The organism is Akkermansia sp. AE01SA01 (assembly GCF_036417395.1).
Taxonomy (GTDB): domain Bacteria; phylum Verrucomicrobiota; class Verrucomicrobiia; order Verrucomicrobiales; family Akkermansiaceae; genus Akkermansia.
In genome coordinates, this window is the sequence record NZ_CP143890.1 from 577,001 (window position 1) to 603,690 (window position 26,690).

21 protein-coding genes are annotated in these 26,690 nt (G+C 54.9%); 9 read left to right on the plus strand and 12 right to left on the minus strand.

Annotated features, from left to right (window positions below):
• Window positions 1-311: 311 nt before the first annotated feature.
• The 7 genes from dnaB to V3C19_RS02360 all read right to left on the minus strand — a co-directional run bounded on the left by dnaB (window position 312) and on the right by V3C19_RS02360 (window position 8,185).
• Window positions 312-1,766 (minus strand): replicative DNA helicase, encoded by a 1,455-nt coding sequence (gene dnaB, locus V3C19_RS02330; protein WP_295931904.1) that lies wholly within the window; start codon window positions 1,764-1,766, stop codon window positions 312-314.
• A 110-nt stretch (window positions 1,767-1,876) separates the two neighbouring features.
• Window positions 1,877-2,956, minus strand: a complete 1,080-nt coding sequence (gene rlmN / locus V3C19_RS02335) for a 23S rRNA (adenine(2503)-C(2))-methyltransferase RlmN (protein WP_295931901.1) — start codon at window positions 2,954-2,956, stop codon at window positions 1,877-1,879.
• A 16-nt stretch (window positions 2,957-2,972) separates the two neighbouring features.
• Entirely contained in the window at window positions 2,973-3,821 is an 849-nt protein-coding gene (gene ftsY, locus V3C19_RS02340; protein ID WP_130083942.1) for a signal recognition particle-docking protein FtsY, read from the minus strand.
• Between the two features lie 20 nt (window positions 3,822-3,841).
• Window positions 3,842-4,735, minus strand: a complete 894-nt coding sequence (nusB, locus tag V3C19_RS02345) for a transcription antitermination factor NusB (protein ID WP_161981304.1) — start codon at window positions 4,733-4,735, stop codon at window positions 3,842-3,844.
• A 34-nt stretch (window positions 4,736-4,769) separates the two neighbouring features.
• The gene (ribH, locus tag V3C19_RS02350) at window positions 4,770-5,258 is read right to left on the minus strand and encodes a 6,7-dimethyl-8-ribityllumazine synthase (protein WP_130083940.1); all 489 of its coding nucleotides are present in this window, start codon (window positions 5,256-5,258) and stop codon (window positions 4,770-4,772) included.
• An 18-nt stretch (window positions 5,259-5,276) separates the two neighbouring features.
• The gene (locus tag V3C19_RS02355) at window positions 5,277-6,479 is read right to left on the minus strand and encodes a bifunctional 3,4-dihydroxy-2-butanone-4-phosphate synthase/GTP cyclohydrolase II (protein ID WP_295931896.1); all 1,203 of its coding nucleotides are present in this window, start codon (window positions 6,477-6,479) and stop codon (window positions 5,277-5,279) included.
• A gap of 26 nt (window positions 6,480-6,505) precedes the next feature.
• Window positions 6,506-8,185, minus strand: coding sequence for a glutamine--tRNA ligase/YqeY domain fusion protein (locus tag V3C19_RS02360; RefSeq protein WP_295931893.1), 1,680 nt, complete (start codon window positions 8,183-8,185; stop codon window positions 6,506-6,508).
• Between the two features lie 504 nt (window positions 8,186-8,689).
• Between V3C19_RS02360 and V3C19_RS02365 the strand changes: the two genes are divergently transcribed.
• The 3 genes from V3C19_RS02365 (at window position 8,690) to V3C19_RS02375 (ending at window position 12,688) form a co-directional block, all read left to right on the plus strand.
• Window positions 8,690-10,213: a HEAT repeat domain-containing protein gene (locus V3C19_RS02365; protein WP_295931891.1), complete on the plus strand. Its 1,524-nt coding sequence runs from the start codon at window positions 8,690-8,692 to the stop codon at window positions 10,211-10,213.
• A gap of 187 nt (window positions 10,214-10,400) precedes the next feature.
• Window positions 10,401-12,362, plus strand: coding sequence for an MFS transporter (locus tag V3C19_RS02370; protein WP_295874319.1), 1,962 nt, complete (start codon window positions 10,401-10,403; stop codon window positions 12,360-12,362).
• An 86-nt stretch (window positions 12,363-12,448) separates the two neighbouring features.
• Window positions 12,449-12,688: a hypothetical protein gene (locus V3C19_RS02375; RefSeq protein ID WP_330937140.1), complete on the plus strand. Its 240-nt coding sequence runs from the start codon at window positions 12,449-12,451 to the stop codon at window positions 12,686-12,688.
• A 113-nt stretch (window positions 12,689-12,801) separates the two neighbouring features.
• Here the strand turns inward: V3C19_RS02375 and V3C19_RS02380 are convergent, their stop codons facing one another.
• From V3C19_RS02380 to rpsU, 3 genes are all read right to left on the minus strand, one after another.
• Window positions 12,802-13,854, minus strand: a complete 1,053-nt coding sequence (locus V3C19_RS02380) for an ankyrin repeat domain-containing protein (RefSeq protein ID WP_302387795.1) — start codon at window positions 13,852-13,854, stop codon at window positions 12,802-12,804.
• Window positions 13,855-13,965: 111 nt separating this feature from the next.
• Window positions 13,966-15,246 (minus strand): glutamate-1-semialdehyde 2,1-aminomutase, encoded by a 1,281-nt coding sequence (gene hemL, locus V3C19_RS02385; protein ID WP_295931885.1) that lies wholly within the window; start codon window positions 15,244-15,246, stop codon window positions 13,966-13,968.
• 83 nt (window positions 15,247-15,329) lie between these two features.
• A complete protein-coding gene (rpsU, locus tag V3C19_RS02390) occupies window positions 15,330-15,584 on the minus strand; it encodes a 30S ribosomal protein S21 (protein WP_130083934.1) in 255 nt (84 codons plus the stop codon).
• 210 nt (window positions 15,585-15,794) lie between these two features.
• On the opposite strand from rpsU, the gene V3C19_RS02395 reads away from it, so the two are divergent.
• The 4 genes from V3C19_RS02395 to V3C19_RS02410 all read left to right on the plus strand — a co-directional run bounded on the left by V3C19_RS02395 (window position 15,795) and on the right by V3C19_RS02410 (window position 18,819).
• Window positions 15,795-17,306, plus strand: a complete 1,512-nt coding sequence (locus V3C19_RS02395) for a bifunctional heptose 7-phosphate kinase/heptose 1-phosphate adenyltransferase (RefSeq protein ID WP_238623817.1) — start codon at window positions 15,795-15,797, stop codon at window positions 17,304-17,306.
• A complete protein-coding gene (gmhA, locus tag V3C19_RS02400; RefSeq protein ID WP_295931882.1) occupies window positions 17,303-17,872 on the plus strand; it encodes a D-sedoheptulose 7-phosphate isomerase in 570 nt (189 codons plus the stop codon). The genes V3C19_RS02395 and gmhA overlap by 4 nt, the downstream gene beginning before the upstream one ends.
• Window positions 17,862-18,368 (plus strand): HAD family hydrolase, encoded by a 507-nt coding sequence (locus tag V3C19_RS02405; RefSeq protein ID WP_295931879.1) that lies wholly within the window; start codon window positions 17,862-17,864, stop codon window positions 18,366-18,368. Before gmhA ends, V3C19_RS02405 begins: the two co-directional genes overlap by 11 nt.
• 160 nt (window positions 18,369-18,528) lie before the next feature.
• Window positions 18,529-18,819: a hypothetical protein gene (locus tag V3C19_RS02410; protein WP_295931877.1), complete on the plus strand. Its 291-nt coding sequence runs from the start codon at window positions 18,529-18,531 to the stop codon at window positions 18,817-18,819.
• A 657-nt stretch (window positions 18,820-19,476) separates the two neighbouring features.
• On the opposite strand, the gene V3C19_RS02415 is transcribed toward V3C19_RS02410, so the two are convergent.
• Window positions 19,477-21,015: an oligosaccharide flippase family protein gene (locus V3C19_RS02415; RefSeq protein ID WP_295931873.1), complete on the minus strand. Its 1,539-nt coding sequence runs from the start codon at window positions 21,013-21,015 to the stop codon at window positions 19,477-19,479.
• Window positions 21,016-21,022: 7 nt separating this feature from the next.
• Entirely contained in the window at window positions 21,023-22,153 is a 1,131-nt protein-coding gene (locus tag V3C19_RS02420) for a polysaccharide pyruvyl transferase family protein (RefSeq protein WP_330937141.1), read from the minus strand.
• Window positions 22,154-22,891: 738 nt separating this feature from the next.
• Here V3C19_RS02420 and V3C19_RS02425 point away from each other — a divergent pair.
• Window positions 22,892-23,173, plus strand: coding sequence for a hypothetical protein (locus V3C19_RS02425; RefSeq protein WP_295931870.1), 282 nt, complete (start codon window positions 22,892-22,894; stop codon window positions 23,171-23,173).
• 469 nt (window positions 23,174-23,642) lie between these two features.
• The gene (locus V3C19_RS02430) at window positions 23,643-26,636 is read left to right on the plus strand and encodes a beta-N-acetylglucosaminidase domain-containing protein (protein WP_330937142.1); all 2,994 of its coding nucleotides are present in this window, start codon (window positions 23,643-23,645) and stop codon (window positions 26,634-26,636) included.
• Window positions 26,637-26,690: the final 54 nt, after the last annotated feature.

Here is a 26,690-nt window from a genome sequence, read left to right on the forward strand (position 1 = left end):
AACCAGTCCAAAGATAAGGGAGATGAGCGTGCGCAGACGTTCATTGAGTGATTTGGCATGGGGATTCATAAGCTGGATGAATGGAGATAGGGAAGATGCTATATTTGCATGGAAATGTGGAAAAGCCTTTTCTGTAACGTTTTCGTCACAAAGAAATATCGCGGATATTGAAAAGGGCTGCACGCATGTGCGCGCAGCCCGTGAGATTTGCTGTTTTTCTTTGATTTCACGTACACCGCCAGAGGTGGAGAGGCGCAGGCTGGCAATTCCGGCCTGTGGCATGGTCCGGGGAGAGGGCGGCGGCAGGGCCTCTATTCGTTTTCCTGGTCGTGTTCGTCGGCTTCCCGCGTGGAGAAGCGCATGAGCTCCGCTTCAAAGTGGAGCGGGACGTCGCCTGTGGGGCCGTTGCGGTTTTTTGCCAGATGGAGGTTGGCCCTGCCGGCCATCTGTTGCCGTTTTTCCTCGTCTTCCGCATAGTAGGCAGAGCGGTAGAGCAGGCCGATCATGTCCGCATCCTGTTCAATGGAACCGGATTCGCGCAAATCGGAGATGCGGGGAACGCCCAGGCTGGCCCCCGTGCGGCTTTCCGGGCCGCGGTTGAGCTGGGCGAGAACGATGACGGGCACCTTGAGTTCCTTGGCAAGCGCTTTGAGGCCGGCGGAGATTTCCGCTACTTCTCGTTCGCGGCTGTTGGCCGCCTGCTTGGAGTGGGAGCGCATCAGCTGGAGGTAGTCCACGCCGATGGCGGCCAGGGCGCCCAGGTCCCGCATGACGCGGCGAGCCTTGGCCCGGAGCTCGTTGATGGAGATGGCCGCCGTGTCATCAATGACGAGCTGGGATTCCCCCACTTCTTTTACGGCCTGTTTGAAGTGCTTCATTTCCAATTGGGTGAGATTGCCGCGCTTGATGATTTCCGCACGGCGCACGCCGGAACGGGCAAAGAGGAGGCGTTCCGCGATCTGGACGGCAGGCATTTCACAGGAGAAGAGCAGGGTGGGCTTTTTTTCGTTGAGGGAGATGTGTTCGATGATGTTGAGCAGGAAGGAGGTTTTCCCCATGGAGGGACGCGCCGCAATGATGAACATGTCCCCGGGCTTGAGGCCGTTGCTTTTTTTGTCCAGCTCCTCGAATCCGGTGGTCAAGCCCTGGATTTGACCCTTGCTGGCGATGAATTTTTCAAAGTTGGTGACGGCCTGCTTGAGGATGCTTGCCAGGCTTTGTTCGTCCTTGGCGCTGTTGTAGCGTTCCCGTATCTGGAAGATGTGTGTTTCCACGGAGTCCAGAAGCTCCGCGACATCGTCGGGATTGTCGAAGGCCTGCGTGGTGGATTGGTTGGCAATGTCAATGATGGAGCGCAGGATGAATTTGTCCTTCAGGATGTTGAGGTAGTGCTCAAAGTAGGCTCCCGTGGTGGTGAAGGTGTAGATTTCCGCCAGCCCGGCGCTCCCGCCTACCGCTTCCAGCTGGTGCATGTCTTCCAGCGCCTGGGTGATGGAGACGATGTCGATGGGTTCGTTTTTGTTGTAGCGGGTCTGGAAGAGGCGCCAGAGCAGCTTGTGGGCCGGAAGATAGAAGTAGTCTTCCGTCATGCCCAGAGTAACGCATTGGCCCACATAGGTGGCGGGGTCCATGGCCATGAGGGCCAGTACTCCTTTTTCCGGACCCGGTGCCTGGGGAATGTCCCGGACGTCCAGAACCGGAGCTTTCCGGGGAGCCTTGGTAAGTTCCAGAGTGGCAGAGGCGTTATTGGTATCCGTAGTGTCCATGATGATACTGGCGGATGGCGTCATCCGGCTGGAAAGGAATAGCACAACGAGGGCTTCCGGGCAAAATAATTACTGCAATTTTGCAGTAATTTTAGTAACGATTCAGTTCGTCAGAGGGAGGTTCCGCCGTTGTCTTCCCGTTCCTTCCTGAGCCTCAACTGGCCGCAGGCGGCATTGATGTCATGGCCCTTTTCATACCGCATGGTGACGGGGATGCGGGCCTTGCGGACGGCGTCGCGGAAGGTGCAGCAGCGTTCTTCCGAGGGGCGTTCCCAGGGAAGCCCTTCCACGGTGTTGTACGGGATGAGGTTGACCTTGGCGTGCAGGCGCTTGGCGATTTGCATGAGATGGGACGCGTCTTTCAAGGAGTCGTTCACGTCCCGGATGAGGATGTATTCCAGCGTGGGCATCTGGTTCCGGTCCCTTCCCCATTCCTCCAGAGCGGGGATGAGCTGGGAAAGAGGCCATTTTTTGTTGACCGGCATGATTTGGCTGCGTACCTCGTCCGTGGCTCCGTGCAGGGAGACGGCCAACCGTATCTGCCTGGGGTAGGCGGCCAGTTTTTTCAGACCCGGCACGAATCCGGAGGTGGAGATGGTGATATGGCGCGCGCCTATTTCCAGCCCGCGGTGGGAGGTGATGATTTCCAGAGCGTCCCGCAGGTTGTCAAAGTTAGCGAGGGGTTCTCCCATTCCCATGAAGACGAGGTTGTTGACTCGTTTTCCCGCAATGGATTCCGCGGAGAGTATCTGTCCGGTGATTTCTCCCGCGGAGAGGTTGCGCCTGAGCCCCAGCAGGCCGGAAGCGCAGAATTTGCAGCCGAAGGCGCAGCCCACCTGGGAGGAGACGCAGAGGGTGGTCCGGTCCGCCTTTTCTCCGTCCTCCGCAACGGCGGCGGGGATGATGACGGATTCCACCAAACTGCCGTCTTCCATCCGGGTAAGGAATTTGCGCGTGGAACCCGGGGTTCCACTGATTTCCACAATTTCCGGCGTGTGGAAGCGGAAGTTTTCCGCCAGCAGGCTTCTGAGCGCCGGGGAGAGGTTGGTCATGGCGTCAAAGGAGACGACGCGCTTGCGCCAGACCCAGTCCATGATTTGCTGGACGCGGAATTTGGTGTGGCCGCGCTCCGTGAGGAAGGCCAGCAGCTTTTCCTCCGTTTGCGCGGTGATCAGGGGGGGCGGGTTCATGGCAGGGGAGTTCCCGTTAGAGAAGGGAGTCCACGTAGCGGTCCCGGTTGAAGGTTTCAAAGTCGTCCGCCTGTTCCCCTGTTCCCAGGAAGGCGGGGGAGATTTGCATTTCATCCATGATGGCTACGGCTACGCCGCCTTTGCCGGAGCCGTCCATTTTAGTGATGATGACGGCGTCCAGAGGGGTGGCCTTGTGGAATTCCCTGGCCTGTGCCAAGGCGTTCGCTCCGGTGGTGGCGTCCACCACCAGCATGGTGTAATGGGGGGCGGAGGCGTCCTGCTTGGAGAGGGTCCGGCGGATTTTGGAGAGTTCCTCCATAAGGTTGTGGCGGGTATGGAGCCGTCCGGCGGTGTCGCAGATGAGGTATTGGCAGCCTTCCCGGATGGCCTGGGCATGGGCTTCATAGCAAACGGAGGCGGGGTCCTGGCCGGGCGCTCCCTTGTAAAGGGGCAGGTTCAGCTTTTCCGCCCAGCTTTGGAGCTGTTCCACGGCGGCGGCCCGGAAGGTGTCCGCGGCAGCCAGAAGCACCTTGCCGCCCTGTTTTTGCAGCAGATGGCCCAGTTTGGCGGCGGAGGTGGTTTTTCCTGTGCCGTTGACGCCAACCACGAGGATGACGAGAGGATAACCCTCCGGAGGAGCCGGCAGGGTGGGCGGAGTGGCCGGGAAGGCCTGGCGGATGACTTCACGGGTGGATTCCACCAGGTTTTCCGCATCCAGCCCCCTGCTTTCCCGGAGCTGGTCAACAATGTTCATGGCGCGCCTGATGCCAATGTCCGCGGTCACTAGGTCCGCTTCCAGTTCATCCCAGTCTATCCGGGTGCCGCGGGAGAATTTGGTTAGGAGCTTTTTGAAGAATCCGGCCATGAGTCTGGAGGGAATATGGGTTAGGAGGGGCGCGCCGTTTTGGCAATGCCGGCAAGCACGCCGTTGACAAACCGGGGGGAGTCCGCGGAGGAGAAGCGTTCCGCCAGCCGGATGGCTTCCGAAATGACGACGGGAGCGGGAAGGTTTTTCCGATGGAGCAGTTCGCAGGCACCCAGGCGCAGGATGGCGCGATCCATGGCGCTGACGCGTTCCGGGGAGTAGTTTTCCAGGATGCCGTTGATGACGGAGTCCAGTTCTTCCCGGCGGCGCAGCGTTTCTTCTCCCAGTGTTTTCGCTTCCCGGTAGAGTTCTTCCGCATCCTGGCCCGCTTCCACCACTTTTTTTACTTCCGCCAGGGAGGGGCGGCCGTCCTGATGGATGATGCAGTTGATACGGTCGTTGATTTCCTGAAGTTTGCCGCAGGAGGATATGAGGGGAGACCAGATGCTGTTGTAGGCCGGGAAGTCTCTGAGCGAGTCCAGAAGGCGGCCGCGCATTTGCATGAGGGCCGTGTTGAGTTCCTGCACGGTGTCACATGCGGCGGAGAGGGTTTTCCTGTCGTTGGCGGGGTCGTCATGCAGGGCTTTTTTCAGTTGAAGCAGGGCGGCGTTGAATTCCCCTTCCTTGTTCAGCAGGTCGTGGAGCTGGTCGCGGACGGGCAGCGTGAGGGGGTCATGCTGCAGTTTTTCCGCCGTTTCCCTGGCGCGGGTGACGAAGAGGCGCAGCTTGTCCGGGTAGTCACGCGTAAGGTGGCCGGAAACGGCTTTCGCCCGGAGCTTGCAGTAGTCCGCCCGGAAGGGTTCCATCAGGATGTCCCAGATGCCTTCTTCCTGTTCTTCGGTGATTTCCGGGGATTGGGAGGCGCCGTAAAGGTATTGAAGGGCTGTTTGTCTGATTTGGTTGCGTGAGAGCATGACGGTGGGAGGAAGATAGGTCGGGAGGTGTGGCTTATTGCCGGGAGAGGGAGTTGATGAAGAGTTCCGCCATGCGTGCGGCGGTGCGCGCCGCTTCTCGGCCGCGGTTGAGCTGGGAGGCGATGCAGCGGGCGAATGCCTGTTTTTCATCATTCAGAAGCAGTACTTCATGGATGACGGGAGTGGTGAATTCCAGCGCCAATTGCATCAGGGCCTGCGTGATGGTGGAGCCGATGAGGTCCGCGTGGTCCGTGCTGCCGCGCAGGATGACGCCCAGCGCCACGACGGCGTCCGGCCGTTTTTCCGGGGAGCGGGACAGGATGGATTTGATGGTGACCGGGATTTCAAAGGCGCCCGGAACGCGAATTACTTCCAGCCGGACGGACGGGAGCACGGCGGCCAGTTCTTCCGAGCAGTTGTCCACCAGGGCCTGGGTGTATTGCTCATTGTATTCCGAAGCGACGATGCAAATTTTGGCGCGCGTTCCCGTAGGGCGCTGGCGGCGGGGGAGTTCCGTGGACATGGATGATGGAGGGACGGGTTACAGGGTGTGGCCCAGCTTGCATTTTTTGGTAGCCAGGTATTTGCTGTTTTGTTCGTTGGGTGGGATGACGATGGGTACCTGCTCCGTGATTTTAAGGCCGAAGCCTTCCAGCCCCACGATTTTGCGCGGGTTGTTGGTGAGCAGGCGGAGCTGGTCCGCCCCCAGGTCATGCAGGATTTGGGCGCCGATGCCGTAGTCCCGCAAGTCGTCCGGGTAGCCCAGCTTGAGGTTGGCTTCCACGGTGTCCAGCCCCTGTTCCTGGAGCTTGTAGGCCTGGAGCTTTGCCGCAAGGCCGATGCCGCGGCCTTCCTGTCGCAGATAGAGGAGCACGCCGCCTTCCTGCGCGATGCGGCGCATGGCAGTGTGGAGCTGGCTGCCGCAGTCGCAGCGGCGGGAGCCGAAGACGTCTCCCGTAAGGCATTCACTGTGTACGCGGACCAGAGTGGGCTTGTCCGCGGAGATTTCTCCGTGGACGAGCGCCAGATGCAGGGCTCCGTCCAGATGGGATTCGTAAAGGTGGCAGGTGAAGTCTCCATAGTCGGTCGGCATCTTGACGGTTTCCACCAGGCGGATTTGTTTTTCCTGGGCGCGGCGGTGTTCAATGAGCTGGGCCACCGTGCAGGCTTTCAGACCGTATTTTTTCTGAAAGGGCCCCAGATCGCCAATACGGGCCATGGTGCCGTCGTCCTTCATGATTTCACAGCAGACTCCGGCGGGCTGGAGCCCCGCCATGCGCACGAGGTCGATGGTGGCTTCCGTATGGCCGGCGCGGCGGAGCACCCCGCCGGGAACGGCGCGGAGCGGGAAGACGTGGCCGGGCTGCACGAAGTCGTTGACGGTGGCCTTCGGGTCCGCCAGGGTGCGTATGGTCAGGGAGCGTTCCCCGGCGCTGATGCCGGTGGTGATGTCATGGGCTGCATCCACGGAGACGGTGAAGGCGGTGGACATGTTTTCCCGGTTGACGGAGGTCATGAGCGGGAGCTGGAGAGTGTCCGCCCGTTCCGGAGAAAGGGGGGCGCAGATGAGGCCCCTGGCGTGGGTGGCCATGAAGTTGATGGCTTCCGGCGCGGCGAATTCGGCGGCGATGATGAGGTCCGCTTCATTTTCACGGCCGGGGTCGTCCGTAACGATGATCATCCGTCCCTGCCGTATTTCTTCCACGGCTTCCTCGACGGAGCAGAATTGGAGTTGATCGTCCATAAGTATGGGGTTGATGAAAGAGGAATTTATTTTTGCTTTTTGGCCCAGGAGTCCTTGAGGGCTACCGTGCGGTTGAAGACAGGGCGCTGTCCGGGCACATGGTCCCTGCGGTCCGCCACAAAGTAGCCCAGGCGCTCAAACTGGCAGTTGAATTCGGGTTCCACCCCGGCCAGGGCGGGTTCCAGCTTGGCTCCGGTGATGACGGTCAGGGAGCCGGGATTCATGACGGAGAGGAATCCGTTTTCCGCCGCGTCCGGGTTTTCCTCCGTGAACAGGCGGTCGTAGATGCGGATTTCCCCGTCCACGGCGTGGCGGATGCTGACCCAGTGGATGGCGGCGCGGCACTGGATGCCTTCCGGAGGGTTGGAGCCGATAGTGCCCGGAATGTGCTCGCAGAAGATTTCCGTGATGTTGCCGTCTGCGTCCTGCCTGTAGTCGGTGCAGGTGACGCAGTAGCCGCCGCGCAGGCGCACCGTGCGGCCGGGGGCCAGGCGGAAGTATTTTTTGGGAGGGTCCAGCATGAAGTCGTCCCGTTCAATCCAGATTTCCCTGGTAAGCGGCACCTGGCGGAAGCCTTCCTCCGGTTTTTCCGGGTTGTTTTGTACTTCCACCATTTCTTCCGCGTCTTCCGGAAGGGTAGTGATGGTGAGCTTGAGGGGATTGAGGACGGCCATGCGGCGCGGGGCGTTGGCGTTGAGGTCTTCCCTGACGCTGTATTCCAGCAGGGCCACGTCCGTGAATCCGTTGAATTTGGTAATGCCGATGGTCTGGCAGAAGTTGCGGATGGCCGCCGGCGTGTAGCCGCGGCGGCGCATGCCGGAGACCGTGGGCATGCGGGGGTCGTCCCAGCCGGTGACGTGCCCTTCCTGGACAAGCTGGAGCAGCTTGCGCTTGCTCATGACGGTGTACGTCAGGTTGAGCCGGGCGAATTCCGTCTGCCGCGGACGGGACGGGACGGGGCAGTGTTCAATGACCCAGTCGTACAGGGGGCGGTGGTTTTCAAATTCCAGCGTGCAGAGGGAGTGCGTGATGTGTTCGTAGGCGTCTTCCAGGGGATGGGCGAAGTCGTACATGGGGTAGATGCACCATTTGTTGCCCGTGTTGTGGTGTTCCGCGAACATGATGCGGTACAGCACCGGGTCACGCATGTTCATGTTGCTGGAGGCCATGTCTATTTTGGCGCGCAGAATGGCCTTTCCTTCCGGGATTTCCCCGTTTTTCATGGCCTGGAAGCGCTTCAGGTTTTCTTCCGCGGAGCGGTTGCGGTAGGGGGATTCCTGGCCGGGCACGTTTACGTTGCCGCGCTGGGCGCGTATTTCCTCCACGGTTTGTTCGTCCACGTAGGCCAGCCCCTGGTTGATGAGGGAGACGGCACATTCGTAGAAGAAGTCGAACATGTCGCTGGCGAAGAAGAGGTTGTCCCCCCAGCCGAATCCCAGCCAGTGGATATCCTCCTGGATGCTGTCCACGTATTCCTGGTCTTCCTTGCTGGGGTTGGTGTCATCAAAGCGCAGGTGGCAGCGCGCGCCGGGGAATTCCTGGGCTATACCGAAGTTGAGGCAAATGGATTTGGCGTGTCCGATATGGAGATAACCGTTGGGTTCCGGGGGGAAGCGGGTTACCGGAGCCTGATGCTTGCCGGAGGCAAGGTCATCAGAAATCATATCGCGGATGAAATCTCGGCGTTCGGCAGACTGCAATGACATGGCGAAAATTCTACTACCAAACCTTCCGTTCTGCAAGCGTGTTCACTCGGAATGACGTGGGGTGAGGCATTTGCGGGGTACGGCGTTTTTTATCTTTTGTTTATGTTGCAGATATGAATATTTGAATAGTTATTATACAGGATTCTTTGGGAATGCGTATTTTCATGTTTTAAAACCGGAAACACAGCAGATCTTCCCCTCCGGGGGAGGGGTTTATCCGTGCCTGTAACGTCTTTCTGATTTTTTAATAATATGTTGGAAATCAATACATTATTTATGTTTTCCTGAGAAGGAGATGCAATGTTTTTGTCCGGAAGCAAGGTTTTCCCGGCGGATGGTATTAACAAGGAACTTTTTTCATATTCATGCACGGAAAACCATGAAGAAAAGATTGCGACACGGGTATTGCAAAAGAATCAAAAATATCATATTGAAAGGGGAGTGAATCTGAACTGTCCCAATTGCAAACAGCATATCAATGTCCCATCTTCCGAGGAGGGGGCCATGGTGAGTTGCAGCAAGTGCGGGCATGAGTTTCTTTGCGACAGGGAAAAGCTGATGTCCAAAAAGCCTTTTGCCAAGGCGAAGGGGATCACCGATGATCATTTCGGGAAGAACCGCGGGGCTGTTTTTCAGAGCGCTGTGATGGAAACGGGGCTGATTCAACTGGTGTGCCTTGGCGTTTCCTTGCTTATAGGAGCCGGTTGCGTATGGATTTTTTACAATGCTTCTACGGAGATGGACGGAACGTCCTTCCTTTCCCTGCTGCTTCAGCCGCAGCAGAAGGCTTTCGCTTTGTTTTTCGCCTGTCTGGCCGGAACGCTGATGGCTTTTTCAGGCCGTCGGCACAAAGCGGTGTTCATTGTACTGGGGCTTTTACTTGCCGGCGGCATCGCCTCGCTGCCTTATGTTTATCCTGTCAAGGTGCATCCTTCCCTGCTTGGCGGGAGCGGTTCCGGACAAGTCCAGAAGGGTGAAGTTTCTCAAGACCATGCCGACAGCATGGCCCTGCCTTCCGATGCCATACAGAAAGCCTCCGTTCAGAATTACGGGGAAGGGGACCTGAGGCCCCTGTTTGCCGCCATTGCCCGCAAACAGGACCAGGGTGTCCTGGGTCTGTGGGTAGTGGGTGTTAATGCGGCCAACCGGGACATGGTGAAAAGTTATCTGAAACGGATGACGCAGTCCGGAGACGAGCCGATGTTTTACGACCGGAAGGGTACGGGAGGCGGTCTGTTTGTCATTACGCCCACGCCGATTACGTTCAAGGAGTTTGTAGATGTCGTCTCCAGGCTGGGAAAGGTGACGCTGGAGGACAAGGAACGTTCTTTTGTGGAAGTGATCCTGAACCGGGACAAGTTTGAGGCTCGTCCGGCTTCCGCCGCCCTTCAGGATGAACGTCACCAGTATTTCGTGCTGGCGAATTTGAAGGAGCTGTCCTCTCTGGATATCCGACGCATTATTGCGGCGGCAAAGCGGCTTGCCGCCGTGAAGCCCGACAAGCTGCGCCATGAAGTTTCCTCCAGGCTGGTGGAATTGCTCAAGGAACCTTGGGGGCGCGATGCCGAGTATGTGACTGCCCTGGCTTCCGCCCTGGTCGTATGGGCGGAGGAACAGGATGCGGAAGCCCAGCGCGTGGTGTATTATGTTACGGAAGAGTTGAAGAAGGCTGATTGCGAGGTTCCTTCCTCCCTGTTGAGATTTTTGCTGCGCGGTCCGGAAAAGGAGAGCGCATTCGGGATGCTTTTGAGTGAGTGGAAGAAAGACCCCCAGAGGTGGGAGGATGAATGCAAGTCCATCGGCCCCACAGGGGAAACCGCTGTCATCCAGGTACTGAATGAGGCGGACGATTTCGTGCTGAAACGTTCCGCCGCGCGCATTCTTGGGGAAATTGGGACGGAACCGTCTCTCGCCGCGCTCAAGGAGCTCATTCATGATGCCGACAATGAATTGCGGCTGTGCGCGGAACTGTCCGTGAGCCTGATTGAAAAACGGCTGGGGAAGGGAGCTTCTCCCGCCATACAGTAATCATGCGACCGTGGATCATCCGGGAGGGGCACTCCTTAGAAAACGTGTTTTTCCGTAACCATGGCCCTGTGGCAGGGGGGGAGAAAGCGGGCTGTCCATTACACGGAGAGTGCCGGGAGCCAGTTTTTTGTGGAAATGGCCTCTTTTTGGTTGCGGAGCAAAGTCATTTTACTAGAATGCAACGACCATGACAGACCAAGAAAACATGAAGGCCGCCGTCCCGGATGCGGCCAAGCGGTACATGCGCTACCTCCTCATCATGGCCGGTTTGGGCGGCCTTCTCTACGGTGTGGACGTCGGCGTCATTGCTGCTGCGCTCCCTTACATTGAGCAGACGGCCGGGTTTAATCCCTCCCAGCTTTCCCAGGTGGTGGCCGCCGTGCTTTTCGGCAGCGTGCTTTCCTCCCTGTTTGCGGGTTATCTGGCCGACAAGATGGGACGCAAAGCTTTGATTACGATCGCTGCCGCCCTGTTTACGCTGAGTATTCCCGTGATCTGCCTGTCTCAGGAAGTGTTCGGCATCATGCTGCTGGGCCGCATTTTGCAGGGCGCCAGCGCCGGTATCGTCGGCGTGGTGGTTCCGCTGTATCTGGCGGAATGTCTGAGTGCGGAGTCCCGGGGCAAGGGCACGGGGATGTTCCAGTTCCTGCTGACGGTTGGCCTGGTGTTTGCCGCTGTGATAGGTCTGTTTGCCGCCAAATACGTGGGTGGCGTGGAGGATTCCGGCGTGAGCGAAGAAGAACTGGCTTCCGCAAAGGTGTTTGCCTGGCAGGCCATTTTCTGGGTGTGCGCCATTCCCGGCCTGTTCCTGTTTTTCGGCTCCTTCCGTTTGAGCGAATCCCCCCGTTATTTGTTCCGACGTGGCCGCAAGGATAAGGCCATGGCCGTGCTCGTCCGCAGTTATGGGGAAGTGCGCGCCCAGGAGGTGTTTGATGAAATGGTTCATATTGAAGAGGAAGAGAAGCTGAAGGCGGAAGAGCTGAAGAAGCAGAGTTCCTCCGGCGAGTCCCTTCTTCAGCGCAAGTATGTATATCCCTTTATTCTGGCGGTTCTTGTTCTGGCATTCACGCAGGCTACGGGTATCAACTCCGTGCTGAACTATTCCGTGAAGGTATTCCAGCAGGCCGGCCTGGAAGGCACGACCGCCAACTGGGCGGATTTCACCATCAAGGTGGTGAACTGCCTGATGACCATCGTCGCCATGATGCTGGTGGACCGCAAGGGCCGCAAGTTCCTGCTCAAGATCGGCACGGCCGGTATTGTGGTGGGCCTGCTTGGCACCGGTTTCCTGTTCAATAATGTGGAAGAGGCCCGCAAGGACGTGACTTCCGACGTGGCTGCCCTGCTGGCGCAGCAGAGCCCCTCCGTCCAGAAGCAGTTTGAAGAAGGCAAGGAAGTGGACAGCATCCGTACGCTGCAGCTGGAACGTACGCCCGATTCCACATTCGTCAAGGATCTGCTTTCCAAGAATGGCATGGCGGACAAGGATATCAACAGGATGCAGCTGATCATCACTTACGACCAGCCGGAAGCCAATCCCGCATGGTATCAGTTCCTGATGGGTTCTTCCACGCAGCTTTCCGTCGTGGAGTTTTCCGAATTGACGAAGGATCCCAAGGATATCAAGAAGGAAGAGGACAAAGCCTCCCTGGCCGTCATCAAGGCGGTGCCGGATTCCACCAACAAGATGGTCGTAGCCGGCAAGGACGGCTATGCCATGAAGCCCGTTTCCATCCTGAAGGCGGAGTTGGGTGAAAAGCCGGATTCCTCGGTGGGCTGGGGCGTCACTGCCTTCTTCATCATCTTCATCGCCTTTTATGCGACGGGTCCGGGCGTTTGTGTCTGGCTGGCCTTGTCCGAGCTGATGCCTGCCCGCATCCGTTCCAACGGCATGGCGATTGCTCTGCTGATCAACCAGCTTGTGTCCACGGTGATTGCCGGTTCCTTCCTCCCGTGGGTGGGAAGCTGCGGCTATTCCGGCGTGTTCTTTACGCTGGGCGGCATTACGGTGCTGTACTTCATCACGGTGGCTTTCTTCCTGCCTGAAACCAAGGGCCGTTCTCTTGAAGAAATTGAAGGTTATTTTGCTACAGGCAAGATGCCGGAAGATCTCAAGATGATCGGTGAAGGGATTGAAGCGGAAGAATAAAGAACCGCTTTTCCTTTTCAAAGTCGTCTCCCGTCCGGGGAGGCGGCTTTTTTTGGGCCGTTCAAGCAGCCGTCCGCCGGGGCATCATGGACATTGTGGACATTGTGGACATTGTGGACATTGTGGACATTGTGGACATTGTGGACATTGTGGACATTGTGGACATTGTGGACATTGTGGACATTGTGGATGGGGCCGTTATATGTTTTCTTAAATTTTTCTGGAAATATTTGAATTTTCCGGAAAGTTGCTTCAAGGATTGCCTGTTTACAGCCAGGTCCGCATGGGGATGGGTATTTGTCCTGTTTTTGGATGTTTCCCTGTAAACGGGAGGGAAGAAGGACAGGCGGTTTGAATGTTGTCCGCGGGAGCTTTTCCGTTTGGGAGATTACGGCTTCATTTTCTGCGGTATGAGCGAATGAGCGCGAAATGCCGTGTTTTACTGGTCCTGTGCAGTTTTTTTCTGTGCCGACTGCCATTTCTTGATGGCTTCCGCAATTTCCCGATACCCGTTTTTCATGTGGAAGTCATAGGCCGTCTGGCCATCTTCGTTGCGGAGAGAGGGATTGGCGCCGTTGTTCATGAGGCGGACGGCTATTTCCGGGGAATTGCATGCCATCAGCGGCGTCAGACCGTCCACATCCAGTTGGTTGGGGTCCGCACCCGCCTTGATGAGGAGTTCAATGAGAGGAATCAGTCGTTCCGGAGGTTCTTCCCTGGCGCAGACCAAGTGGAGTGGAGATTGCTTGCTGGCAAAGAAACGTTCGTTCACATCGCAGCCTGCCTGGATCAGCCGTTTGAAAATGGCGGTGGAAAGGCTGGAGAACCCTACTCCGCGCGTATGGGCGTTTAGCCTGCGCTTGAGGTCTGGGCTGCCGGCATCCAGCAGGGCCAAGGCGATTTTTTCCTGTTCAGGGTCGGAGTTGGTCAGGGCGGCGGCCCACATGAAGGGGGTAGTGCCTCCCGGTCCCGGGAGATCGGGGTCTGCCCCGTGATTGAGGAGGGCACGGACTACGGGAAGCCTGTCCACGGCTGATGAGTCCTGGTAAATGCCCGCCGAACATGCCCAGATGAGGGGCGTATCCCCGGGTTCCTTCGTGCCGTTATGCGGAAAAACGGTCTGGGCATTGACTGGGGCTCCCGCTTCTATCATCCGGACGGCCAGCTTGTTCAGGCCCATGGCGATGCAGAGATGCAAGGGCGTGTTGCGGTCGGGAGCCTGAAGAAGGAGCCTGCCTGTTTCCCGGAATTGCTCCATCATTTGGTAGCATTGCAGGATGGAGTTGAATTCCTCCTGCATTTTTCCGGGAGACATGATGTCCAGAGGCCAGGAGTCATACAGGAAGCGGAAAGTGAGGGAAAGCAAGCGTCCGTTCGCTTCCCTCAGTTCCTGTTTTTCTTCTTCTGTAAGTCGCATCGTTCTCTCCTCCGCGTTTGCCAGCGGAACCGCCATGAGGGCCGTCACGGACGCGAGCAGAACAGAACCTGCCATCTGTCTCATGCCATTCTTATAAGGGAAGGGACGACATCTGTCACTCCAAATCATGGACTGCGGCCGTCGGGCGACGGCGCATTCCGCGGAGAATGAGGCAGTTGTGGCCCGCTAGACGAGCCTGGAGAGGCTGGCATGCACGGCTTCCACCGTGCGGTCAATGTCTTCTTCCGTATGGGCCAGGGAGATGAATCCCGTTTCATAGGGAGAAGGGGCAAAGTAGACGCCCTGTTCCAGCATGTTCCAGAAGAAGGGCTTGAAGAGAGCCTTGGAGGCTTTCTGGGCGGTGTCCAGGTCATAGACTTTCTCTTCCGTGAAGAAGAGGCAGAACATGGAGCCTGCGCGGTGGAAGGTGTAGTTCCTGCCGTGTTTCCGGATGGCTTCCCGGATACCTGCCTCCAGCCGTGCCCCCAGCTGCTCCAGGCGGTCATAGGCATTTCCTTCCAGAAGCTCCCGGAGCTGCGCCAGCCCTGCCGCCATGGCCACGGGGTTTCCGGAGAGTGTACCGGCCTGGTACACAGGCCCCAGTGGGGAAAGGCAGTCCATGATTTCAGCCCGGCCTCCGAATGCGCCTACGGGAAGTCCGCCGCCGATGACTTTCCCCATACAGGTAAGGTCCGGCATGATTCCATGAAGCTGCTGGACGCCGCCGGGGGCAACGCGGAACCCTGTCATGACTTCGTCGAAGATGAGCAGGGAGTCATACTGGCGGGTGATTTTCCTCAGGAAGTGGAGAAAACCATTTTGAGGGAAGTAGAGGCCGGCGTTGGCGGGGAAGGGTTCCATGATGACGGCGGCAATGTCCCGGCCATGCAATTCAAAGGCTTTTTTGACGGCTTCCCGGTCATTGTACGGCAGGGTGATGGTGAGCTGCGTCATTTCCCGGGGAACGCCCGCACTGTCCGGTTCCCCGAAGGTAAGTGCGCCGGAACCCGCCGCGACGAGCAGGGAGTCCACATGCCCGTGGTAGCAGCCGATGAATTTGATGATTTTACGGCGTCCGGTATAGCCGCGGGCCAGCCTGATGGCAGACATGGTGGCTTCCGTACCGGAGTTGACCATGCGCACTTTTTCCACGGAGGGCACCATGCGGACAATCATTTCCGCCATGTCCACCTCCGACGGCGCAGGGATGCCATAGCCCAGCCCCCGGTTCACGGCGGCATGTACGGCGTTCAGGACGGATTCCGGGGCGTGTCCCAGAATGGCGGGGCCCCATGTGCCGATGTAGTCGATGAGCTGGCGACCGTCCGCGTCCGTGATGTAGGCGCCTTTGGCGGATTGGACGAAGAAGGGATCGCCGTCCACATTGCGGAAGGCCCTGACGGGGGAGTTGACGCCGCCCGGTATGACGGCGCGTGCACGTGAGAAGAGCTGGGCGGATTGATTCATGTTGCTGAGGTAAGCAAAAAGGGCAAACCTTGGAGAAGGGTTGCCCTTATGGAAAGAGGTTCTATTCCCGAACCAATGGAGATTTAAGCTTCAGGAGCGGAAACGGGAGCTGCTTCGGCGGTTTCGGCGGCGGCTTCTTCGCTCTTGTTGTTGAAGCGCCATTTCACCTTGTTGCGCTTGCTGGCGGAACGGGCCTTGCGGCGGCGTTCGTCCATTGGGGTTTCAAAGGCACGGCGGCGGCGCATTTCGTCCAGAATGCCTTCGACGTCCAGCTTGGTTTTGAGGCGCTTGAGAGCGCGGTCGATAGGTTCTCCTTTTCTTACGGTAACTTCACGCATGATTTATTTTCCTTTTTCTATTCGTCCGGGAACGGGAGACAATAGGTAGTGCTTTCCCGCCTGGAGGTCAAGATTTTTATCGTGACTGACCCATTTTTTGCGGTCCGGAGGGGGCAGGGAGATGCCGCAGGAAGCCCGGGGAGACGGGGATTTTGCCTTTTTCCCGTATTCCCGGCGGTTTTCAACTGTCCTTGCCTTATCAGGCGGGGCATGGTAGAAAGAAACGTCTCCATGAACCGGCTGCATACATTGATTGATGGATTTCCCCAGGTGAGCATTCTCTGCATCGGGGACGTGATGCTGGACAAGTTTCTGTACGGCAGCGTCACCCGGATTTCTCCGGAGGCACCCGTTCCAATCATGAGGATGGACAGGGAAACGCGCATGCTGGGCGGCGCGGGGAACGTGGTGTCCAATTTGTGCGCTCTGGGGTGCCGGACCACTTTTGTCAGCGTGGTGGGAGACGATGCGAACGGACGGCAGGTGAAGGCTTTTCTGGAAGATACGTGCTGCACCCCTGAGTTGGTGGAGTGCCGGGATTACGAGACGACGGTGAAGATCCGTTTTGTGGCGGGAAAACATCATTTGCTGAGGGCGGACCAGGAGCAGGAGTTGAATATGGCGCCGGAATTGGCCGCGAGGTTTCTGGAACGGGTGGACGCCTGCCTGCCGGACGCCGATCTTGTCCTTTTGTCTGATTATGGCAAGGGCCTGTTTGACGGGGAAACCGCTCCCGCCGTGATTGCCCGGTGCCGTGCGGCCGGAAAGCCCGTCATTGTGGACCCCAAGGGAGCCGATTATTCCCGTTACGGCGGGGCTACTTTGGTGAAGCCGAATATGAAGGAGTTTCAGGAGGCCACGGGGGTCCGTTTGAATCCCTCCGCTCCGGGGTGGGAGAAGGCGGCTCTGGAAGGCGCCGCGAAGCTGTTTGACGAGTTTGGCATTGAGAATTTGCTCGTGACTTTGAGCGAGCACGGGATGATTTTCATTCCTTCTTCCAATCCCGCCGATTTTGTATGCATTCCCACGGAGGCGCGCGAGGTGTTTGACGTATCCGGCGCCGGGGACACGTCCCTGGCCAGCCTGGGAGCGGCCCTGGCGGCGGGCGCCACGGTGCCGGAGGCGCTGGTCGTGTCCAACGTGGCCGCCGGAATCGTGGTGGGCAAGTTCGGCACGGCGAGCGTGACCGGAGGGGAGTTGAAAGAAGCGCTGGAGGAGAAAGCCCGCAAGGTTTCCTCCTGGCATCACCGGAACAATATCCTGACGGCGGAAGCCGCTGCGGAATTGGCGGAACGCTTCCGGAAGGAAAAGAAGGTGGTGGGGTTTACGAATGGCTGTTTCGATCTTCTGCATCTGGGCCACCTGCATTCGTTCATGAAGGCTCGCGAGGCCTGCGACGTGCTTTTTGTGGGGCTGAATACGGATGCGTCCATCAAGCGGCTGAAGGGGGAGGACAGGCCCGTCAATAACGAGGAACTCCGTTCCCTGCTGCTGGCATCTTTGGATTTCATTGATTACGTGGTTCTTTTCGACGAGGATACCGCGCTTCCGCTGATCGAGAAGCTGCGCCCGGACGTGATCGCCAAGGAGGGGTATCCTCTGGAACGCTGGCCGGAAGGGCAGTATGTGGTGTCCTATGGGGGCAGGGCCGTTGAGTTGCCCCGGCTGGAGGGCTTTTCCTCCACCGATATTATCAACCGAATGAAGAAGAGACCGGAATGAGCGATTACATCAAGGAACAGATTTTAGGGATAGCGGACAATTTCAGGGCGCTGGCCGTTTTGTCCGGGGATATTGAAACGGTGGCGCGCGTCTGTACGGACACCCTCCGAGCCGGGAACAAGATCATGTTCTGCGGCAATGGCGGGTCTGCCGCGGATTCCCAGCACCTGGCCGCGGAGCTGGTGGGACGCTACAAGTTGAACCGTCCGGCCATGAACGCCCTGGCCCTGACGGTGGATACGTCCATTCTGACCGCCGTCGGGAATGATTACGGGTATGATACCGTGTTTGCCCGGCAACTCGAAGGCGTGGGACGTGCGGGAGATCTGCTGGTGGGGCTTTCTACCAGCGGCAACAGCCGGAATATCGTGCTGGCGATGGAATTGGCGCGGAGCATGGGTATTCGGACCGTAGCCCTTACGGGGCGGGGCGGAGGCGCCATGAAGGAGCAGGCGGATTTCTGCATTGCCGTTCCTTCCGATGCCACGAATAATATTCAGGAGATGCACATTGCCGTGGGGCATCTGGTCTGTGAGCTAATCGAACAAGAGATGTATGGCCGCTAAAGCGCTGTTTCTGGACCGGGACGGTGTGGTGAACGTGGACGGGGGGTATGTGCACCGCATTGAGGATTTCCAGCTGATGCCGGGAATTCTGGACCTTTGCCGCCGGGCAAAGGAGAAGGGGTATCTGGTAATCGTGGCGACCAACCAGTCCGGCATAGGCCGCGGCATGTTTACGGAGGAAGATTTTTTACGGCTGACGGATTATATGAAGAATGTATTTCACGACGCTGGAGCGGAGATTGCGGACGTGTTCTACTGCCCCAGCGTGGATGATGCTCATCCCGACCGGAAGCCGAATCCCGGCCTTTTTTTGAAGGCCCGCGCCGCGTATGGGCTGGATATGGCATCCTGCGTGTCCGTCGGTGACCGGGAGAGGGATATTCGGGCAGCCCTTTCCGCCGGCGTGGGACGGAATTTTCTGTTTTCCTCCGGGAATGGCCCGACTTGCGCCACGGTCCGTGTCGGGGCCTTGAACGAGGTGGAAGCCTGGTTGTAGGCCGGGAATGGTTCCGCAGGTGAAAGGCCGAGCCGGAAGAAGCCGGCAGGGGCTTGTGGATATGTTTTCCCGTATCTCTTTTCCCGATGTGGCCATGCGGATGTTTTTATTTAAAAAGGCTTTACATGGGAATGAGTACTTCTTCTTTTCTATATAGAATATGAAAACCTTACTATCCGTTTTATTTCTTGCACTGGTTCCCGGCCTGCGTACCGTTGCCGAAACCGCAGATCCGGCCATGTCCGCGAAAGTCGGGAAGAAAGAGGCAGCTTCCGGCATCACCTATCAGGGCGGAGACGGCTCCAGCTTTGAAAAGGCCGTCGGATCATCGGCGCAAAGAATTCGATGGAGAGTGTTTCTGCGGAAGGGAAATGGCTTAAGAAAAAATATGGGAATTATGAAGAGTTCTCGCAGGGCCTCATCCAACATGAGGAAAAGTTCTATGATATGATTACGATCAGGACGAAAAAAGGCAAGGAAGTGATCGTTTATTTCGATATTTCAGGATTTTTCCCCGCCAGGAGCTAGGGAAGAAAATTTTTTGAGTCTATTTTTCAGCATTCTTTTTCGGGGTAGCTGCCTGTCCGGTTTCCTCCCCTTCCGTATTTTCTTTTTTTCGCTTCGAGAATTAATTCTTCCTGCGGCATGGATCGTGGTATGGCCTCGAGTACGCATGGAGGGAAGGCGGGAATGAGAAGGTAGCGGCCTTGTTTGCAAGAAAGAGCGTCCGTCGTCATGGCACATTTGTCATGATGAGTAGCTTTTCGCACCGGGGTGTTCGCTTGCGTGAATCGTTTTTATAACGATGGCCAAAAGATTATCACGTCTTTAAATAGACAAATAAAGAAGTTGAAATTCCTGATAGTGAACATCATTAGTTAAAGATGATGAATTGAGGGGAATTATCATTTGCTTCTGTCAATAAAAGGTACAAGTTTTCCTATAGGGATGGCCTTGATAGTTGAATTCCAGGAAATAGAAACATTAGGGTAAAAAGAAGTGACTATCCTAGTCAGGTTGGCTCCCAAAGAATGGGAAAGAGGAAGCATGAAAGGAAAATGTATCCTATAACGTGCTTGTGCAGTAGACTTGCCAGAGCCGTCCCGAATTATGAAAGGCGTGTAAAGACTGAAGTGAGTTTGGATAGGGGAGCTAAAGCAAGTTGTTTTTCCTCCTTTTTCAAATAGAGGAACCATAGGGCAATGAGGCATATACTTCCCAAGATGCCTGCCAGTATAAAAAAACTAGGCCAGTTTTTGGCATTGCAATATATTCTTGTAACTAGACAACATGGAAGAAGAATCAGGATGGGTATGAACAAAGGATAATAGGTTTGTCTAAAATATTCGTGGATTAACAAGCCGGCTTTTTTTGCATAATAGAAATTAATCATAATGACTTGTCCTACGACCAAAGCAATGGAAGTTCCGATGAACATCCCAATGGCTCCATAGTGTAATGATAAGCCATATCCAATGATGATGCACATAAGAGAAGAATAAAAAAGAATAATGGCTCGCCCCCGATGAATGTTGAGAGCTTGTAAGATGGCAAGGCCGGTATTCTGAGTTAAGGGAACCAGGAGGGGAATTAGAATAATAATGGCACCCAGCCAAACAACCCGGACATTATCACCAATTGATTTTCCAACCCATAAAGAAAGAAAGTTTTCTCCTAGCCCGATAAATGAAATTAGGATAAAACTTAGTAAGAAAAGCTGGATTCGCCCGACGCGAATCATGATGTGAGTCAAATCTTTTTTACTCGCATCCAAAGCTACCATGTGCATGAGTTTGGGGGAAAAAACACTGGAGAGAGCTGTCGCTGCCGTCATGAAGTATTGGGAAAAGCAAATACCTAGAGTGAATATCGTGACGGCCAGTGTCCCTGAAGTGTTGGCAAGAATGGGAGTACCCGCTTTCCAATAGAACAGGTCCATGAGCTGGTTGAGGAGAATCCAGATGGAAAAGGCAAACATTTCCTTGAATAAGCGGATGTCCGGTTTGCCAAAACGGATTTTTGCCTTAAGATAATGGAAGACATAGAAATTTGCAATTAATAGACCGATGATGCTCAGAATGACGCTTAAGACGGTTAGCCCAATGGCTTTATATCCCATCAAAAGCAGGAGAACGGTGAGACCTGCATTTAAGATTGAAGTGGATAGATTCAAAATGCCGGGAACAATGAATTTTTGATAGGCCCCCGGGACACACCCGAGCGGACGCAATGGAAAGGACAAGACAAAGTTACTTAAGGTAAGCAGATACATGACTTCTAATGTACCCAGCTGATTTGCGTTGAGTTTAGGGAATATGTCTGCCAAGAAAAAATAACAAACGCCGCCACAACAGAGGGAGATGATCCCCAAGACAGAGAAAAGCATGGTACTTTGTCCTAAAAAGTGCGCTTCTTGCTGTGCTTGTTGTTTGGCACGATAGGTGGTAACATATTTGTTCACGGTCCCCCCCAGGCCAAAATCAGTGAGAGAAAGCCACGCAATGACAGAATTACTCAGCATGAATAGCCCATATTCTTCTACTCCGAGTTTATTGATGATGAATGGAGTAAGTAAGAACGAGGTGGAGAGTCGGATGATGATGGAGATGTAATTGATGCATATTCCGACTTTTAATTCACTAGCCATGATGTCGTTATTTCAGATTATCCCGTAAGAATTGAATTCCTCTCGCACGTTCGGACTCATGAATGGAGGTGACGCGTGCCCAGTCAATGGGAGTATGGATTAAATTAGTGATCGCAGAATCTTCCGTTTGAGACAGAAGACGATCTCGAAGTTCAAAAGTTTCTAAGAGTGAGACGAAACGGGCCAAGCCACGTGCTTGGTTTTCCAAACAAATGAAGGGCTTATTGAAAATAATGGAAAAGACGCAACCGTGGAAAGAATCTGTGACGATAAACTCAGCGTCGCGAAAATAGCGTAACCATTGTGCCACACTGTTAGTGAAACGATCTCGACGATTTCGGGAGGTGGAGTGCGGCATGAGATGCTGATAGGGCATATTTAATTCGCCGGCGATGTGTTGCAGGGAGTTGTATTTCTCCTTATCCTCATCCAAGAGGTAAGAGGCGATGAAAGCTTGTTTCAATCCTTTGGTTTTCTCTTTGCGAATGATTTGTTCATAGTCCGCAGCGTGCAGTAGAAGAGTTGGGTCTGGCATTTGCACGGATGGAGTGTCAAAGATGTCTTTGCACAGGGAGATACCGGAGTGTTCCCTGACAGAAACGGCTTTGAATTGTTGGATGAGTTCTTTACAAATAGCCGTTTCTTCAAGGGTTCCTTCCCATTGGTCGGAGCCAAAGGAGGCGGCATAAGAAATGCTCTTGCGGCGAAGGCTTTCAGGAGCAAAGTCGAGAAAGAAGAAGGGTACAGTGCTTAGATGCCGGACATATTCACATCTCCACACCTGATCGCTTCCAACGATAAATAGATCAATATCTTGAATTTTTGTATTTTCGGTATGGCGGGGGATATATTCAAAGGATTCAATGTGTGTGGCAGCAAAGTTTGTGGCCATGAAGTGGATTTGCTTCCAAGAGGGATTGAGAGAAGATGAGAGAATATTACAACAGCGGCATAGCTTAACAAGTGAACGGCTTAAAGTAGTGCGAATGTGTGTGATGATACTTTGGTGATAATCGTTCAGATATTGGATGAGTGTTGGCTCATGGTGTAATTGTCGGATGACTTTGTGGAGAGCGAATGCTTGGAGCATTCCACCGTAATTGCCTTTAAAGGGGTGGGTCAGGATGCCTATTCTCATCGTCAATGTCGGGGTAAAGGGGGGCTGCGTCCATTTACTGGTAAAAAAAGCTGTGCTAAACGCTCCTCAACAACTTCTTGGGGTAGCCCAACCTTGCATCAGGCTGCAACACCTGCTACAAACAGGTTTGATATTTAATTTTTTTTAAAATTATATAGAATAACCTTGTGGCATTATTTTTCTTTATTATCAACTGTATTTAGCAGGATAATTAGAGAAGATTGATTATGTTTGTCAATGATTTGAAGGAAGGAACTAGATCCATTGCCTAATGGCAGTGGAAAAAGTAGATGATTCCGAAAATTTATTCAAGTCCAAAGATTGGAGTGTTAAAGGCGTTAATAAGGGCACTTCTTCCAATTATATCGAGTGGACAATTGATCGAAGATGGAATTTTTTTGCTTTATTTGTTTTGAATGTTTATAAATGATTAACATCAAGTAAATTATATCAAATATCTAGCTATTTGTCTTTTCCTGTTTTTTTCTCCTTGGAAATGTTGTAAATTATTGATTCAAGTATAAATTTTTAGGAACTATTTACTTTAGTCCTATATCAGTCGTCCTCGCTGCCTTTCCTACCTAATATCAACGCTAGCAAGAATGCAACATTCCAACAAGATTATTCTACATAATTCCGATTTTTTTATACTCTTCGTTCAAAAGAAGTTCATCCTGCTGTGGGTTTTAGCTGGAGATTCATGAAATAAATCAGTGACTTATTGCACTCTGTTTCAGCATGGAAACTTGCTTAGTTTTTAGTTATCTCTTCGCTGTCAGACGCGTTGATCGCGAAGTTTTCACCTCGACTTTTTCTTCAGTTAAATTTAATGGTGTCAAAGCTATGGTGATTGATGATAAGTTTGGAAAATTTTGCAACTTTATTTTTCTTGTGTTTAATGCTCATAACAGAGCACCTTTGTGCATGGCTGAGGTAAAATCGGCTGAAAGTCTTGATAGCTTTTTCCATGTTTTCCCAAAACAGCTCAAAGGACATGAACATCTTATAGATTCACGTTAGCACCGCCATGACTTCTTCCTGGGGGCCAATAGGAAGATTGGGATGCGTGTTCTTCAAGAGCAATTATACGAGCTTTAACAGGCAGCAAGTCTTTCTGACGCAACATTGCATTTGATTTAGTTGATCCGAATGGCAAGGAGAATTGGAATTAATTCCTTTGAAAACACTTTGGAAAGAATATTTTCAGAAATTTCAATGAAGTAATGAATTTCTTCAAATACAGAATTATCAGCAGCATAATTTAATCCATGAATTATTATATTTCAAAGATATATAAAAATTGGAAGATTATTTGATATCCGCTATTTATTTCTCAAGCTTCGTAAGTCTTTTTCTGCAAATCTGATGCAGAGCCAACTTTCTAGCCCGGGATGAAGTAATTTGACATACGAGGGGCATCCTGCTAGAAGTGAGGTGATTGGTCCGTATTTACGTGAACTTGTCCCGTACAGACTTTTTATTTGCACTTATGAACTTGATTCCCTTCCGATCCATGATGGCAGTTACGGCGCTCGGGGCCGGGCTTGCCCTGCCTCTGTTCGCCCAGTCTTCCGCCCCCTCCACTTCATCCGCGGCCACATCCGGTCACGCGAAAAAAGCGGCCAGGATGCCGGTGTATCCCATTCCCCAGAAAATGACCAGGAGCGGCGGTTCCGTAACGGTTCCCGCGCTGAAGCTGATCGGCGTCAAGGATGCCCCCACCATGAACGCGTTGAAGAGCATGTTCGCGCTGTCTCCGAACGGGTTGCCTGTTCAGATGTCCATCATCAAGGGGAGCAAGAAACCTGCCGGGAATATTCCGCAGAAGGCGGGCGCCTATTCCCTGAGCGTGACGCCGCAGGGAATCCGGATGACGGGGTATGATGACGAGGGCCTGTTTTATGCGGCCCAGACCCTGCTTCAGCTCGCGGAGAAGACGCCTTCCGGCGTGACGGTTCCGCAGGTGGAGGTGCTGGACTGGCCGGATGTTCCGTTCCGCGGCACCATTGAAGGCTTTTACGGGCTGCCGTGGGGGCAGGAAGGCCGCATCAGCCAGTTCAAGTTTTACGGGAAGTACAAGATGAATACCTACATCTACGGCCCGAAGGACGACGTGTTCCACGGTTTTTCCAAGAGATGGCGGGAGCCTTATCCGGCGGACATGGCCAAGGATTTGAAAGAGCTGGTGAAGATCGCGAAGGAAAACAAGGTGAATTTCGTCTGGGCCGTGCACCCCGGTGCGGATATCCATTGGGGAGAGGCGGACCGGAAGGCGGCAGTGAAGAAGTTTGAGATGATGTATGATTTGGGGTTTCGCTCCTTTGCCGTGTTTTTTGACGACATCGGCGGAGAGGGGGCCAAGCCTGAAGGTCAGGTGGAGTTCCTGAATTATTTGAACAAGGAGTTTATCCACAAGAAGCCGGACGTAACCCCGCTCATCGTGTGTCCCACGGCGTATGCCGGCAACGGCGGTCGTTATCACGAGGTGATGGGGGAACATTTGGATAAGGACATCGGCATTATGTGGACGGGGTCCGGCATCGTGAGCGATATCCGCACCCCAGCCCTGAAGGGCATCAACAAGTTTTTGCAGAGGCCCGCTTTCATCTGGTGGAATTTCCCGGTGACGGATTACGTCCGCCACGCGCTGTTCCTGGGGCGCACCTACGGTGTGGATGCGGACGCGATGCCGTACATGCAGGGGTTCGCCTCCAATCCGATGGACAAGCCGGAGGCCTCCAAGATTTCCCTGTTCAGCGTGGCGAACATGACCTGGAACGCCAAGGCGTATGATTCCGACAAGACGTGGAAGGACAGTATCCGCATTTTGTTCCCCGGCTGCGCCTCCGCCATGCAGACGTTTGCCAACCACAATAGCGACGGCGGTCCGAGCGGGCACAATTACCGCAAGGAGGAGTCCGTGGAGATCGCTCCCGTGGTGGAACAGGTTCTGGACCTGTGCCGCCGCGGCGCGAAGGTGGCGGACAACAAGGCATTTGAACGCCTGAAAGCCGAGTTTGCGAAGATGGCCCAGGCTCCGGACATCATCCGGGCCAAGGCGAACAATCCCGCTTTTGTCGCGGAAGTGGAGCCCTGGCTGATCCAGTTTGAATCGCTCGGCAAGGCGGGGATGAACAGCATGCAGATGCTGGAGGCCACGGAGGCGGGGAATTCCTCCGCGGCATTGAATTACGCCATGGAGGCCGCCTGCCTGCTGGCGGAGATGCAGCGCTACAGCAAGGAGATCAGCAAGGCCATCAATAAACACGTGACGGAGGTGACCAAGAAGAATTCCCCGTGGCAGACGGCTGTCAAGCCGTCCGAACTGGTAATGGCTCCCGCCGTCCGCGAGTTGCTGGACCTGGGGTCCACTCCGGTGCTTTCCCGCGTGAGCGGGCGGGCCGTGGGGCGGGTGAAGCCGTATGTTTCCACCAAGCTAAAGAACGGTATTGAAAAGATGCTGGATGACGATCCCGAGTCCTATTTTTACTGCAAGGAAGTTCAGAAGAAGGGCGACTTTTTCGGCGTGGACCTGGGTGTCCCCCGCGAGATACGCACCGTTTCCATCGTGATGGGCCGGAATGATTCAGACAAGGATGCCGTGAACAAGGGGCAGCTGGAAGTGTCCATGGACGGACAGTCATGGTCGCCTCTGATGCCGGAAACGAGCGGCGTGCGCGTGGAGTACCAGGGCAGCGGGAAAAAAGGCCGCTTTGTGCGCTACCGCGCCACGGTGCAGGGCGTTCCCGGCGGCAAGCCCGACGTGTGGACGGCTATTCGTGATTTCAAGGTGAATGCCCCCGCCGCTCCTTCCGTTCTGACGGACGCTCCTGCTTTCAAGGGAGCCGTGGCCGAGACAGGCGACACGGATATTTCCCTGAAGCGCATCATGGAGGTGCATCCGTTGCCCCCCAGGAAGTCTCTGGGGCTTCAAATTCCTGCCGGCGCGGCTGTGGAGTCCGCGTCCATCAATTTGAAGACGCCGGACATGAAGTGGGCTAAATTGTTTATTTCCATGGACGGGAAGGGCTGGACGGAAGTGCCGCTGAAAGCAGACGGCTCCGCAGAGATCGGCGGTGTGGTGAAAGGTGTGAAACTGGTGAATGCCGGATCATCCCCGCAGGAGGTAACGCTGGAAGAGTTCAAGCTCAACCTTGCCAACAAGGGCAAGAAAGACGGCAACAGCGGTGCGGCCGGCGATTTCAACCTGGCTACGTTTTTGTCTGTGGATTTGTCCCCGGAACGGGTGGAGATTCCCTGTACTTCTCCCCGCGCTAATTCAGCCATTGTTCTGTCGGACGGCAGGGAAGCAACCGTCCAGGCCTGCGGAGCGGACGGCCGCTGGGTTCCCGTTGGCAGCCTGGGCAAGGGCAAGAAAGTGACCACCTTGAATTTGAAGTCCGTCAGGAAGCCGGTCAAGGCTATCGGCCTTACCGGCAAGAAGGATACTTCCGTGAACATTTTTGAGGTGATCTGGAAGTAGTTCAGACTTGGAATGAATTTGGAAAAGAGCTGTTTCACCGGGTGTGAAACAGCT